This window comes from Streptomyces sp. NPDC048278 (genome assembly GCF_040652195.1).
GTDB lineage: Bacteria > Actinomycetota > Actinomycetes > Streptomycetales > Streptomycetaceae > Streptomyces.
Map to the genome: position 1 here is coordinate 16,011 of NZ_JBEZLP010000023.1, position 12,713 is coordinate 28,723.

Below are 12,713 nucleotides of genomic sequence, written 5' to 3' on the forward strand. Positions count from 1 at the left end.
GTGGCGGCACCAGTCGGACAGGCGCTGGATCTGGTCGCCGGACAGTGGCCTCACGCCCCGCCGGGTGTCAGATGGCGTGCCTGTTCGTCGGAGCGGACCACGGTTGGGGAAGCGTGGATGAACATCGCGGGAGTGACCCGGCGGCTCCAGGAGGGGCAGCGGCAGACCTGCGATGTTCATCAAGGCTGCCATCCCGGTCTCACTCCGGAAGCGGTGGTAGGCGGGCGCCCCGGTCGCGCGGTTGCGGCTTCGGCCCACCGGGCGGACGAGGATCACACGAGGCGTCCGGCCGGTTGGTCACGCGTTGGCTACGTTGATCGCGGATTCCGTGCATCATCACAGCTAAGAGCAGTGAAACCGAAGCAACGGCCGGGGCCGCCACCCCCCACAGGAGAGGCCCCGGCCGTCGCGCGGCACGGGCCGCGCGGCGGCCCGTACTCTGTTCAGCGCCATGACTGCGTTTTCTGTCACACCCCACGGCGTCACGAGTTAGTTGCACTTTGTACGGACGTGGACGGCGAGCGGTTTCAGGTCGTAACGTGCAGTTCGCGCCGGGCCGCGGAGGACGCATGACCACTGCAACGATCTGCGGACCCGAACACCGAAACCATCAATCGAGGAACCACGACGGCGAGGACCAGGACCGCGCGAACGGCGCCGGGCCGGGCCCAAAGTAGGGAACACAGGGGTGCTGGGGGACGACGCGGAGTTGACCGCCGCGGTACGTGCTGCACAGGACGGGGACGAGACCGCGTTCCGCATCGTCTATCGCGCGGTCCAGCCCCGCCTGCTCGGATACGTCCGCACGCTGGTCGGCGATCCGGACGCCGAGGACGTCGCCTCCGAGGCCTGGCTGCAGATCGCCCGTGACCTCGACCGGTTCAGCGGCGACGCGGACCGGTTCCGCGGCTGGGCCGCCCGGATCGCCCGCAACCGCGCCCTCGACCACATACGGATGCGCGGCCGTCGCCCCGCGATCGGCGGCGACGAGACGGAACTGACCGGCCGGGCCGCCGAGTCGGACACGGCAGGCGAGGCCATCGAGGCGCTGACCACCGACCACACCCTCGCCCTCATCGCCCGGCTGCCGCAGGACCAGGCCGAGGCGGTCGTCCTCAGGGTCGTCATGGGCCTCGACGCCAAGACCGCCGCCGAGACCCTCGGCAAGCGCGCCGGCGCGGTACGGACGGCGGCCCACCGGGGGCTGAAGAAACTCGCGGAACTCCTCGGCGCCGACCCCGACGCGGCAGGGATCCTCGACGCGCTGCCGCCCCAACGAGAACCGAATGCTCGTGCGGTGACGTCCGCGAGTGTGACGCATACGCGTTCGCGGACGCAGAAGGACATGTGATGGCCGACGAGCGGTACAAGTGGCTGAACCGGGTGACGGCGGAACGTCTGCTGCGCGGTGAGCCGCTCGAAGCTGTCGACGCCTCCGCCCGTGACCAGGCAGAACGCCTCGCCGACACGCTCGGCGCGCTCTCCGCGCGGACCACGCAGGGCGCCGCCGAACTCCCCGGTGAGGAAGCCGCACTGGCTGCCTTCCGCAAAGCGCGCGAATCGGCGGAGGACGCTCGGACCGCCGAGGGCGCACGCACCGGTGCCGCCGCCCGGCCGGGCAGGCGGGCCGCCGACGCGGGCCTCTTCCGGATCGGCGCCGGCGCCCGGCCGTCCCGGCTCCCGGGCTGGGCCCGCCCCGCACGGCTCGGCCTCGCCGCCGCGCTGACCGCCGGCATGCTCGGCGGGGTCGCGGTGGCCGCCGGCACCGGGGTGCTGCCGACGCCGTTCGACCACAACCACCCGGGACCGGCCGTCTCCGTCTCGGCCGCCGGCACCCCGGCCCGCCCCGACGGCTCCTCCTCGCCCGAGTCCCTGCTCGGCGGCGAGACCGGCACGCCCTCCTCCGGTGCCGCGCCCGGCGCATCCGTGCAGCCCACGCCCGCCCCGTCCGGCAAGGCGAAGAACCCGGACACCCGCTCGCCCGGCATCGCGGTCGGCGGGTGGAGCGGTGCGCTGACCTCCTGCCGCGCGATCCGCAACGGCAAGCCCCTGGGCGCCGAGCGCAGGCGCGCCCTGGAGGGCCTGGCGGGCGGCGCCGGCCGGGTGGACAAGTTCTGCAAGGCCGTCCTCGGCGCCGGGCTGGACGGCAAGAACGGCACCTCCCGCGACGGCAGGGACGGCGGCAACAGCGGCGACAACGGCCAGGGCGGCAAGAACGACGGCCAGGGCGACAACAACGGCCCGGGCGGCGAGGACGACGGCTGGCCGGGCGGGGCCACCGGCGGCAAGGGCGGCGGCAAGAACGGCGGCGACGGCAACGACCACCACCAGGACGGCGTGGCCACCCCCGCCCCGACCGCCTTCACCCCCCTGCGGCCCAACCAGCCCGCTGCCTCGCCCAACCCCACCTACAGCGCACTTTGACCTTTACACACCGCTGTGACCTGCGGTTTTGAAAGTCCCTGAACTTTTTTCCCGCAGGGTGTGACGTTTTCGACGGCGGCGGCGCAGTACAGAGTGAGCCGACTGGTCATCGGCCGTCGCACAGAGCCGGGGTTCCCCCCGTACCCGTGGCTCGTGCATCGGCGCGGGCGGGACACGTTCCCCCGGTCCCGCCCGCGCCCCGAACGTCACCCCTCAACCGTTCACCAGGACACGACGACCTTGTCGCCGTTCCGCACCTGCGCGAAGAGATCCGCGACCGCCGCCTCGTCCCGCACGTTGACGCACCCGTGCGAGCCGCCCGCGTAGCCCCGGGCCGCGAAGTCGTAGGAGTAGTGCACCGCCTGGCCGCCGCTGAAGAACATCGCGTACGGCATCGACGAGTGGTAGAGCGTCGACACGTGGTGGCGGGACTTCCAGTAGACGTGGAACACACCCTCACGGGTCGGGGTGTACTGCGCCCCGAACCGCACCGACATCGTCGACACCGTGCGCCCGTCGATCATCCAGCGCAGCGTCCGGCTGGTCTTGCTGATGCACAGCACCCGCCCGGTCAGGCACCGCGGATCGGGCGCGGCGGCCGGCTGACCGCCCATCAGGTACAGCTCCCACTTCCCCGGCCGATGGGTCATCCGGACCAGCCGCCGCCAGGTCACCGCGTCGGTCTCACCCGTCTGCGGCAGCCCGCGCTTGCCCTGGAAGCCCTCGACGGCCTGGGCGGTGAGGTCGTCGTAGGTCCCCGTCGGCCCGTCGAACAGCCAGGCGACCTGACGCAGCCGGGCCTGGAGCTCCCGGACGCCGGTGCCGGTGTCGCCGCGGGTGTACACGATGTGCGGCGGGACCGTCTCGACGGCGGACGGCGAGGGGACGGGCGCGGCGGGCGCGGCGGGACCGGAGGCGGTGGGAGCGGAAGATGCCGCGGGAGTGGTGGGACCGGTGCCGACGGGTGTCGGGCTGTGCGGCAGGTCGATGTGGACGGGCGAGTGCCCCTTCGCGTCCCCGCCGCCGGCCGGCTGCACCGTGCACCCGCACAGCACGGCCAGTGCGGCGGCCAGGACTCCCGAGTACCCCGAGACCTTCATGCCGAGGATGTTTCCCCGCGTGACCGCCGCCGAACAAGAGGGCATCGTAGGAACCAACAGTCGTACCGGCATATAGGTATATCGGCGTACTGCGGAGGTCGCCCGTCATGGCCCGTGAGTCGGAGTCGGGACTGCCCATCGAGCCGGTCTACGGCCCGGCGGACCTGGCGGGCTGGGACCCGGCCGGGAAACTCGGCGACCCGGGTTCGTACCCCTACACCCGGGGCGTCTACCCCACGATGTACACCGGCCGGCCCTGGACCATGCGCCAGTACGCCGGGTTCGGTACGGCCGCGGAGTCAAACGCCCGCTACCGGCAGCTCATCGCGCACGGCACCACCGGCCTCTCCGTCGCCTTCGACCTGCCCACCCAGATGGGCCACGACTCCGACGCGCCCCTCGCGCACGGCGAGGTCGGCAAGGTCGGCGTGGCGATCGACTCGGTCGACGACATGCGGGTGCTCTTCGCCGGGATCCCCCTGGACGAGGTGTCGACGTCGATGACGATCAACGCCCCGGCGGCCGTGCTGTTGCTGCTGTACCAGCTGGTGGCGGAGGAACAGGGCGTACCGGCGGCGGCCCTGACCGGCACGATCCAGAACGACGTCCTCAAGGAGTACATCGCGCGGGGCACCTACATCTTCCCGCCCAAGCCGTCCCTGCGGCTCACCGCGGACATCTTCGGCTACTGCCGGACCGTGCTGCCGCGCTGGAACACCATCTCGATCTCCGGCTACCACATGGCCGAGGCCGGGGCGTCCCCCGCGCAGGAGATCGCCTTCACGCTCGCGGACGGCATCGAGTACGTGCGGACGGCGGTCGCGGCCGGCATGGACGTCGACGACTTCGCGCCGCGCCTGTCCTTCTTCTTCGTGGCGCGTACGACGCTCCTTGAGGAGGTCGCCAAGTTCCGTGCGGCGCGCCGGATCTGGGCGCGGGTGATGCGGGAGGAGTTCGGCGCGCGGGATCCCAGGTCGCTGATGCTCCGCTTCCACACCCAGACGGCCGGCGTCCAGCTGACGGCCCATCAGCCGGAGGTGAACCTGGTGCGGGTGGCGGTCCAGGCCCTGGGCGCGGTCCTCGGCGGCACCCAGTCGCTGCACACCAACTCCTTCGACGAGGCGATCGCGCTCCCGACCGACAGGAGCGCGCGCCTGGCCCTGCGCACCCAGCAGGTGCTGGCGTACGAGACCGACGTGCCGGCGACGGTGGACCCCTTCGCGGGTTCGTACGCGGTGGAGCGGATGACGGACGACGTGGAGGCGGCGGCGCTCGGTCTGATGCGGCGGGTCGAGGATCTCGGCGGCGCGGTCGCGGCGATCGAGCACGGCTTCCAGAAGGGCGAGATCGAACGGAACGCCTACCGCATCGCGCAGGAGACCGACGCGGGGGAGCGGGTGGTGGTCGGCGTCAACCGCTTCCGGCTGGACGAGGAGGAACCGTACGAGCCGCTGCGTGTCGACCCGGCCATCGAGGCCCGGCAGACGGAGCGCCTCGCCCGGTTGCGCGCCGACCGCGACCGGGCGGCCGTGACCGCGGCCCTCACCGCCCTGAAGAAGGCCGCCGAGGGCGACGACAACGTCCTTCCCCCGATGAAGGAGGCGCTGCGGGCACGGGCCACGGTGGGGGAGGTGAGCAACGCGCTGCGCGAGGTGTGGGGGGTGTACGTCCCGACGGACGCCTTCTGACGGCGACGGCGACGGCGACGGCTATGGCCATGGCTATGGCTATGGCTATGGCCACGGCCGACGGCGTTGTCGGACCCGCGTGCGAGACTACTTCTCATGTTCGGCGTCATCGATCTCCCCACCTATCTGGCAGGACTCGTCCTGATCGTCCTGCTGCCCGGCCCCAACTCCCTCTACGTGCTGTCCGTCGCCGCCCGGCAGGGGATCCGGGCCGGTTACACCGCCGCCGCGGGCGTGTGGTGCGGGGACACCGTGCTGATGACGCTGTCGGCGGCCGGGGTGGCCTCGCTGCTCAAGGCCAACGCCGTGCTGTTCGGGATCGTGAAGTACGCGGGCGCCGGCTATCTCACCTGGCTGGCGATAGGGATGCTGCGCGCGGCCTGGACGATGTGGCGGTCGCGGAAGCAGGAGGCGGCGGAGCAGGCTCCTGCACCGGTCGCCGCGGCACAGGAGCGGCCGTACCGCCGGGCCCTGGTGATCAGCCTCTTCAACCCGAAGGCGATCCTGTTCTTCATCGCCTTCTTCGTGCAGTTCGTCGACCCGGGGTACGCCTACCCGGCGGTGTCCTTCGTCGTCCTCGGCGCCTTCGCCCAGCTGGCCAGCTTCCTCTACCTCAGCGCCCTGATCTTCAGCGGCACCAGGCTGGCCGACGCGTTCCGCCGCCGCAAGCGGATGTCGGCGACGGCCACTTCGGCGGCGGGGGTGCTGTTCCTCGGCTTCGCGGTGAAGCTGACGCTCGCCAGCGCCTGAGCCCGGGCCCGGGTCCGCGCCTCGGGCCCGGCCGCCGGGTTCACAGGTGCTCGGTGAGCCGTTCTGCGGCCCAGTCGGCCCATTCCGCGGAGGTCGTCGAGCCGCGCAGGCCGTATTCGAGGATCAGCCAGCCGCAGATCTGCACCGGGTCGCCGACCCATTCGACGTTGTCCCGCACCGATTCCAGCGCGGCGAGGCGGTCGCGGTTGACCCGGGCGAAGTTCTCCAGGTAGTCGACGCCCTCCTCGCGGGTGAGCGTCCACAGGAAGAAGACCCGCAGCAGGGCGGCGCTGCGGAAGGCGAAGTCGGTGCCGGGCTCGGTCAGCCAGCCGCGCAGTTCCGCGCGCCCGGCGTCGGTGATGCCGTACTCGCGGCGCTGGCGCGCGCCGGTCCCGGTGACCTCGATCAGACCCTTCTCGCTGAGCTTCGCCAACTCGCCGTAGACCTGGCTCTTCTGGGCCGGCCACACCGCGGACAGACCCGCGTCGAACCGCTTGAGCAGGTCGTATCCACTGGCGGGCTGCTCGGCCAGGAGGCCGAGAAGTGCGTGGGGCAAGCTCATGACCTCACCCTACCTTTCCGGAATTCACCCGTCACGGCTGGACAGAGCAAGATCGACCGGTCATTCTTGGACCGTCCAAGATTGGACTCTCTCACCCTGTCCCGAAGGAGACAACCGGTGAACTATGTCCGCGGTTTCGCGCCCTGGCTGTGCTACGCGGCCCTGAGCCCGGTCGACTGGCGACTGGGCACGAGCGCCGCCGCCCTGGTCGCGCTCTATCTGCTCGCGCACCAGCTCCGTGCCCGCACGGTCGACCTTCTGGGGGCCGCCACCTGTGGGTTCTTCGTGGTCATGGCCGCCGTCGCGCTGGCCGACCCGGGGTCCGCGCTCCAGCACTGGATCTGCGCCCTGGCCAATGCCACCCTGGCGGCCACGGCCCTGGCGTCCATCGCCGCCCGCCGCCCGTTCACCCTGGCCTTCGCGCGGGCCGAGGTGCCCCGGGAGTTCTGGGACTCCCCCCGGTTCATCAGGTTCAACATGGTGCTGACCGCCATCTGGGCGGGCGGGTTCACCCTCGGCGCGCTCGCCTGCGCCGCCGTCGTCGACTACGACCACTCCGCGACCGCGCCGCTCGTCACCGCCCAGGTCCTGGCGTTCGTCCTCCCCTTCACCGTCGGCGGCCGGTACGCGGCACGGGCCAAGGCCCGCGCCGCACACGCCCTGGCGTGACCGTCCACCGCACGACACCGCTCCGCACGGCTCTACACGAGGAAGCAACAGAACATGCCCGACACACGCGCGCGGCACACCGCCGGGCCCGATGACCTGACCGAGACCACCGAGGAGGACCCCGGCCCCGGAACCGGCCCCGGAGCCGGTTCCGGAGACCGGCCGGTGAGCCCGGAGCGGCTGATCTACTTCTCGGACGCGGTGGTGGCCATCGCCATCACCCTGCTCGCCCTGGAACTGCCCGTCCCCACCGGAGAGGTGCACGGCAACTCCGGTGTCCTGCACTTCCTGCGCGACCACCTCGCGGAGTACACCGCGTTCCTGGTCAGCTTCTGGGCCATCGCCATCCACTGGATGATCCACCAGCGGCTGTTCCGGTACGCGACCGGACTCTCCGGCGGTGCCATCCGGTGGAACCTGCTGTGGCTGCTCGCGATCGTCGTCACGCCGTTCACCACGAAGCTGCTGACCAGCGAGGCCGACGCGTACGAGGTGCAGTTCATCGTGTACGCCGCCGTCCAGGTCCTGACCTGCCTGTTCTTCCGGCTGGCCGTCACGGACCTGCGCAGGTCGGGGCTGCTGGACACCGCCGACTCGGCGGAGGCGGTGTCGAGCACGATGACCTGGCTCACCGCACTGCTGCTGGCCTTCCTCATCTCCATACCGGTCGCCCTGGTCACCCACTGGGCCTCGGCATGCTGGGCCCTGCTCCCGGCGATACGGGCGGCCCTGCGCGTCCGTCGGCGGCCCTACAGCGCCCCTTAAGGGGCGCGGGGAACTGCGCGACCAGCCACGACGGCGCCGCGGCCGTCAGACGGCAGACTGCGGCGCTTCCAACGGAACGCCGACGCGCACCGCGTACTCCCGCACCCCCTCCGCCGTCTCCCCCGCCCACCCCACATAACCGTCCGGGCGGACCAGGAACATCCCCGGACCGTACGACTCCGGGGCCGGCAGGCCGCCGCCGAACCCGGCCACCGGCTCCGGAGCCAGCAGCGTCCAGTGCGGCCCCCGGAACGCGTCGAACATCCGCACCCCGTCCGCGTTCCGCCCGTCGGGCGCGCGGTCGCCCGCCCGCACGGGTCCCGGGTTCGCCCGGGTCTCCTCGGTCAGTGAGGACTCCCGGTAGCCGATGCCCAGTTGGACCGTGGCCTCGCCCCGCCGGACCTCGCCGTGGTGGACGCTCGTCGAGAGGCCCAGCATGGCCGCGGCGTTCGCCCGCCGCTCCTCCTCGTAGGTGTCGAGGAGCGCGTCCGGGGCCCGCCCGGCGAGCACCGCGGCCAGTTTCCAGCCCAGGTTGTAGGCGTCCTGGACGCTGGTGTTCAGGCCCTGCCCGCCGGCCGGGGAGTGGACGTGGGCGGCGTCACCGGCCAGGAAGACCCGGCCCACCCGGAACCGGTCGGCCAGCGCGGCGCGCGGGCGGAAGTCGGAGGCCCAGCGCACCTCGGTGACGTCCGCCGCGTCGAGGTGGCTGTACGTCGTCACCAGCCGGCGCAGACCGTCCAGGGACAGGTCGATCTCCGTGCCCTCGGGCAGCCGCGCGCCCAGCTGGAAGTCCTCGGTGCCGGCCAGCGGGCACAGCGCCACACCGCAGCCGTCGTCGGCGAGGAACGTGTGCCAGTGCTCGCGGTCCAGGCCCCGCACCCGCAGGTCGGCCACCAGGAACGGGCTCGGGTCGACCGACTCGCCGGTCATCCCGACGCCCACCGCACGCCGTACGGCGGAACGCCCGCCGTCCGCCGCCACGGCATACCGCGCGCGAGCCGCCGTACCGTCGGCGAAGCGGGCGGTCACCCCCTCCGTGTCCTGCTCCAGGCCGGTCAGCGCACGCCCGAACGCGACCGCGCCGCCCAGCTCCCGCAGCCGTGCGTACAGCACCTCCTGGGTGCGCCACTGCGCGACCATCAGCGGTTCGGTGTACGGCGTCCCCGCGTCCGCCGTCACCGCGTCGAACATCGGCTTCGTCTCGCTGGGCTCGCCGTTCTTCCAGAGCAGCCGGGGCGGGTAGGGGCCGCCGGCCGCGCGCATCGCGTCGAGCACGCCGAGGTCGTCGTACACCTCCTGGGTCCGGGGCTGGATCCCCTTGCCGCGTGAGCCGGGGGACAGCTTGTCGCCCGCCTCCACGACCAGCGCGTCCACCCCGCGCCGGGCGAGGTCGATCCCGAGGGCGAGCCCGGTGGGTCCGGCGCCCACGATCAACACATCCCGCATATCCATCACATTTCCCCTTAACGCTGTTAAGTGCCGTCGACGACAAGGCTGCCCTTAACGCTGTTAAGCTGTCAAGCGTGAGTACGGAACGACGCGCCCCCCTCGACCGCCGCCGGGTCGCCGACACGGCGCTGCGCCTGCTGAACGAGGCCGGTCTGGAGGGGCTGACCCTGCGGGCCATCGCCAAGGAGCTGGACGTCAAGGCCCCGGCGCTGTACTGGCACTTCAAGGACAAGCAGGCGCTGCTCGACGAGATGGCGACGGAGATGTACCGGCGGATGGCCGCGGTCACCCGGCTCGATCCCGCGGGCACCTGGCAGGACGCGCTGCGCAGGGCGAACGGAGGGCTGCGCACGGCCCTGCTCGGCTACCGCGACGGCGCGAAGGTCTACAGCGGCTCACGCTTCACGGGTACCGACCACGCCCCGCAGCAGGAGACCTACCTGCACATCATGACGACGGCCGGCTTCACCCTCGCCCAGGCGGCCCAGGCGGGCATGACGACGAACGCCTTCACCATCGGCCTCGTCATCGAGGAACAGGGCGTGGAACCCCTCCCGGGCCACCGCCGCGAGGGCTACGACGTCGACGAACGAGCCCGCGTACTCGCCGACTTCCCCCTGTCGGCAGCAGCGGGCCGCGACCTCTTCACCGACTACGACCACCAGTTCGAGGAGGGCCTGGAACTGGTCATCACGGGAATCGGCACCCGCTACAAAATCACCTGAGGCAAGGCGCCCCAAAGGGGCGCGGGGCTGTATTCGATATGCGGCTCCGCCGCGTGGGCGCGACCAGCCCCCACGCACCCGCACCCGCCCGACAACCCTCCCCCCGCGCCCCCCGCGACGCGGCTACCGCATGGCCCGCCGCAGCGCCCGCGTCAGCACCGGCGGCAGCAGATCCACCGCAACCCTGCGCACCCGGCTCCGCCGCCGCGCCCCCGAGGCCGCCGGCGCCGCAGCCGCGGGAACCGCGGGAGTCGGCTCGGGCGCCTCCGGCGCCTCCGCATACCGCGACAGCGGAAACTCCGGCTCCCGCATCCCCTTCGACTTCAGCCGGATGATCCGGTGCCCCGCCGCCTCCTGCATGCTCAGGTGGCAGTCGGTCCGCCCCCGCGCCATCGCGATCAGCTCGTCCTGCACCGCCCGCGGATCGCCCCACGTCCCGTACAGCTTCTGGGTGCTGATGCATATCGGATGCAGGTCCCCGTTGAGCACCGCCTCCCACGTGGCGACGGAGACCCCGGGCGTGTGCTCGGAGCGGAAGTCGTCGAGGACCACGATCCCGTCGGGCAGGAGCAGCTCGCGCGCCGCCGCTATGTCGCCGTGCACATGCTCGTACAGGTGTGACGCGTCGACGTGCACGAACCGGCAGGAGCGCGGCGCGACCTCGTCCGGCACCACCGAGCTGGGTCCCTGGAGCACCCGGGGCAGCTCGTCGTGGAAGGCGAGGTAGTTCTCCTCGAAGCGCTGCCGGGTCAGCTTGGCGTACGACTTCGTCGACTCCGCACGGTTCGCGTCGTCGGGTGCCTCGCCCTCGAAGAGGTCGCAGACCGTGAACGACTCGCCGGGCCGCAGGTGCCGGCCGGTGAAGATCGCGCTCTTGCCCATGTAGACCCCGACTTCGAGGAGGTCGCCCCGCACGGAGGAGGCCTCCTGGCGGCTCAGGAACCAGTCGAAGAGCACCTGGTCGAGCACGGGGAACCAGCCGGGCACGTCGTCGAGACGGTGGGGCGGGCGGGTCGTTTCCTGGGTGGTGGCCATACGGAAGGAGCACTCCCTCGATACGCGGTGCGCGGTACGCGGTACGCAGTGCGGAAGCCTGTGGGAAACCTGCGGACCGGCTGTGCATGGACGGGCTTAACGGTGCCTGCCCGCCCCCCGCCTCCGAAAGCGGCCGAGAGGTGAAGGGCGGGTCAATTTTCCAAAGTGAACGGAAGGTGAACCAAAAGCGAATCAGGGCGCCTTCAGGGCCCTTTTCAGTCGTGGCCCGCATGGTGTCTCCACGAATCGGTGGATCAGCCAGGCAAGTCCGAGCATTCCGGACAGCGTGATCAGAAGCGTCGGCCATGGCGGGATTCCCCACCCTCGGTGCAGCACCCGGATCACGAACCATCCGATGTGTTCGTGGACCAGATAGAACGGGTAGGTCAGCGCCCCGGCCGTGGTCAGCCAGGGCCAGGCGGCCCACCGCGTCCAGCCGGCCGCCACCGCCGCGACCGCGGCGAACGCCAGGGTGACGACGAGCATCACGACGTACGGGTCGCGTGGTGTGCCCGCGTGCCAGAGCCCCTCGGTGGCCGTGCGCAGCCCGAGAATCCAGGAGAGCGCCACGATGCCCCAGGGCAGCAGCCGGTTGCCGAAGCGGTGCACGAGGTAGAGGGCCAGGCCGCCGGTGAAGTAGGGGGCGTACTGCGGCATCACGACCAGCTGGGCCCATGTCCCGTCGCCGGCCGCGGTGGACAGGACGGCGGCCAGCGTCCACACCGAGCAGAACAGCACCACCCTGCGGTAGGTGACCCCCGGCAGGACGACGGCCAGCGCGAACAGGGCGTAGAAGCGGACCTCGACCCAGAGCGTCCAGCAGACGCCGAGCACCCGCGGTACGCCCAGGGGCTGTTGGAGCATCGTCAGGTTGACCAGGAACTCGTCGGGGCGGACCGCGTGGACGACGGCGGGCAGGATCAGGGACGCGCCGGTGACCAGCGCCACGGCGACCCAGTAGGCGGGGTAGAGGCGGGCGACCCGCGAGCGGAAGAAGTCGCCCAGCGAGCGGCCCCAGCTGCTCATGCAGATCACGAAGCCGCTGATGACGAAGAAGAACTCGACGCCGAGGCAGCCGTAGACGGCCGCCCGGGACAGGGTCGGGAAGACGTGGGCGGGGTTCTGGTGCCAGGACGCGGACACGACTCCGCCGCGTCCCGCGTAGTGGTAGAGGCAGACCATCAGGGCGGCGGCGAGCCGCAGTCCGTCGAGGGCGAGGAGTCGGGTGCGGGGGTGCCCGGGTGGGGCCGGGACGACCGGGGTCTTCGCAGGCGAGGGCGCCAGTGTGGGGGGAGCGAGTGACATGGTCCGAGACGCCTACCCGAGTCCGGACCGCTAATCATCCGATCTGTTCGCCGAGTCCCCTGGATGTGCGAAGCCCCTTACCGTCACCTGGGGGAATCATAGAAAGTGTGCGGTGAACCTGCTAACCATTCTCTTACCCGTAGGGGTTCGTTAACCATATAGTCGTTTTGGTTTCTTAGTTTCTCCATCCATCCCCCCGGTGCGGGTCATCCCACCACACACAGCCGTTACACAAGCTTTG

12 protein-coding genes are annotated in these 12,713 nt (G+C 71.4%); 7 read left to right on the top strand and 5 right to left on the bottom strand.

Annotated features, from left to right (window positions below; translation table 11 throughout):
• The first annotated feature begins 688 nt into the window (after positions 1–688).
• Positions 689–1,351, top strand: coding sequence for an RNA polymerase sigma factor (locus AB0D74_RS32315; RefSeq protein WP_362594873.1), 663 nt, complete (start codon positions 689–691; stop codon positions 1,349–1,351).
• The gene (locus AB0D74_RS32320) at positions 1,351–2,424 is read left to right on the top strand and encodes a hypothetical protein (protein WP_362594875.1); all 1,074 of its coding nucleotides are present in this window, start codon (positions 1,351–1,353) and stop codon (positions 2,422–2,424) included. Before AB0D74_RS32315 ends, AB0D74_RS32320 begins: the two co-directional genes overlap by 1 nt.
• A 221-nt stretch (positions 2,425–2,645) precedes the next feature.
• Here AB0D74_RS32320 and AB0D74_RS32325 read toward each other — a convergent pair whose 3' ends face one another.
• Positions 2,646–3,524 (bottom strand): L,D-transpeptidase family protein, encoded by an 879-nt coding sequence (locus tag AB0D74_RS32325; protein ID WP_362594877.1) that lies wholly within the window; start codon positions 3,522–3,524, stop codon positions 2,646–2,648.
• Between the two features lie 107 nt (positions 3,525–3,631).
• Between AB0D74_RS32325 and AB0D74_RS32330 the strand changes: the two genes are divergently transcribed.
• Together AB0D74_RS32330 and leuE are read left to right on the top strand one after the other, a co-directional pair.
• Complete coding sequence (locus AB0D74_RS32330) at positions 3,632–5,212, top strand: methylmalonyl-CoA mutase family protein (protein WP_362594879.1); 1,581 nt, start codon at positions 3,632–3,634, stop codon at positions 5,210–5,212.
• 96 nt (positions 5,213–5,308) lie between these two features.
• Positions 5,309–5,962 carry a leucine efflux protein LeuE gene (leuE, locus tag AB0D74_RS32335; protein ID WP_362594881.1) on the top strand — a complete coding sequence of 218 codons (654 nt, stop codon included), beginning with the start codon at positions 5,309–5,311 and terminating at the stop codon, positions 5,960–5,962.
• Between the two features lie 40 nt (positions 5,963–6,002).
• Here leuE and AB0D74_RS32340 read toward each other — a convergent pair whose 3' ends face one another.
• A complete protein-coding gene (locus tag AB0D74_RS32340) occupies positions 6,003–6,524 on the bottom strand; it encodes a PadR family transcriptional regulator (protein ID WP_362594883.1) in 522 nt (173 codons plus the stop codon).
• A 117-nt stretch (positions 6,525–6,641) separates the two neighbouring features.
• On the opposite strand from AB0D74_RS32340, the gene AB0D74_RS32345 reads away from it, so the two are divergent.
• Together AB0D74_RS32345 and AB0D74_RS32350 are read left to right on the top strand one after the other, a co-directional pair.
• Positions 6,642–7,193, top strand: coding sequence for a hypothetical protein (locus AB0D74_RS32345; RefSeq protein ID WP_362594885.1), 552 nt, complete (start codon positions 6,642–6,644; stop codon positions 7,191–7,193).
• A 54-nt stretch (positions 7,194–7,247) separates the two neighbouring features.
• Entirely contained in the window at positions 7,248–7,958 is a 711-nt protein-coding gene (locus tag AB0D74_RS32350; RefSeq protein WP_362594887.1) for a TMEM175 family protein, read from the top strand.
• Between the two features lie 45 nt (positions 7,959–8,003).
• On the opposite strand, the gene AB0D74_RS32355 is transcribed toward AB0D74_RS32350, so the two are convergent.
• Positions 8,004–9,410 (bottom strand): FAD-dependent monooxygenase, encoded by a 1,407-nt coding sequence (locus AB0D74_RS32355; RefSeq protein ID WP_362594889.1) that lies wholly within the window; start codon positions 9,408–9,410, stop codon positions 8,004–8,006.
• A gap of 71 nt (positions 9,411–9,481) precedes the next feature.
• Here AB0D74_RS32355 and AB0D74_RS32360 point away from each other — a divergent pair, with 71 nt between their 5' ends.
• Complete coding sequence (locus AB0D74_RS32360) at positions 9,482–10,132, top strand: TetR/AcrR family transcriptional regulator C-terminal domain-containing protein (RefSeq protein ID WP_362594891.1); 651 nt, start codon at positions 9,482–9,484, stop codon at positions 10,130–10,132.
• A 123-nt stretch (positions 10,133–10,255) separates the two neighbouring features.
• On the opposite strand, the gene AB0D74_RS32365 is transcribed toward AB0D74_RS32360, so the two are convergent.
• Positions 10,256–11,167, bottom strand: coding sequence for a class I SAM-dependent methyltransferase (locus AB0D74_RS32365; protein ID WP_362594893.1), 912 nt, complete (start codon positions 11,165–11,167; stop codon positions 10,256–10,258).
• 192 nt (positions 11,168–11,359) lie between these two features.
• Positions 11,360–12,472 carry an acyltransferase gene (locus tag AB0D74_RS32370; RefSeq protein WP_362594895.1) on the bottom strand — a complete coding sequence of 371 codons (1,113 nt, stop codon included), beginning with the start codon at positions 12,470–12,472 and terminating at the stop codon, positions 11,360–11,362.
• Positions 12,473–12,713: the final 241 nt, after the last annotated feature.

Excerpts from the sequence above, each read along its gene's own strand:
- leuE (WP_362594881.1), top strand. The coding sequence starts at position 5,309 with ATGTTCGGCGTCATCGATCTCCCCACCTATCTGGCAGGACTCGTCCTG.
- AB0D74_RS32340 (WP_362594883.1), bottom strand. The coding sequence starts at position 6,524 with ATGAGCTTGCCCCACGCACTTCTCGGCCTCCTGGCCGAGCAGCCCGCC.
- AB0D74_RS32325 (WP_362594877.1), bottom strand. The coding sequence starts at position 3,524 with ATGAAGGTCTCGGGGTACTCGGGAGTCCTGGCCGCCGCACTGGCCGTG.
- AB0D74_RS32355 (WP_362594889.1), bottom strand. The coding sequence starts at position 9,410 with ATGGATATGCGGGATGTGTTGATCGTGGGCGCCGGACCCACCGGGCTC.
- AB0D74_RS32365 (WP_362594893.1), bottom strand. The coding sequence starts at position 11,167 with ATGGCCACCACCCAGGAAACGACCCGCCCGCCCCACCGTCTCGACGAC.
- AB0D74_RS32370 (WP_362594895.1), bottom strand. The coding sequence starts at position 12,472 with ATGTCACTCGCTCCCCCCACACTGGCGCCCTCGCCTGCGAAGACCCCG.
- AB0D74_RS32330 (WP_362594879.1), top strand. The coding sequence starts at position 3,632 with ATGGCCCGTGAGTCGGAGTCGGGACTGCCCATCGAGCCGGTCTACGGC.
- AB0D74_RS32320 (WP_362594875.1), top strand. The coding sequence starts at position 1,351 with ATGGCCGACGAGCGGTACAAGTGGCTGAACCGGGTGACGGCGGAACGT.
- AB0D74_RS32350 (WP_362594887.1), top strand. The coding sequence starts at position 7,248 with ATGCCCGACACACGCGCGCGGCACACCGCCGGGCCCGATGACCTGACC.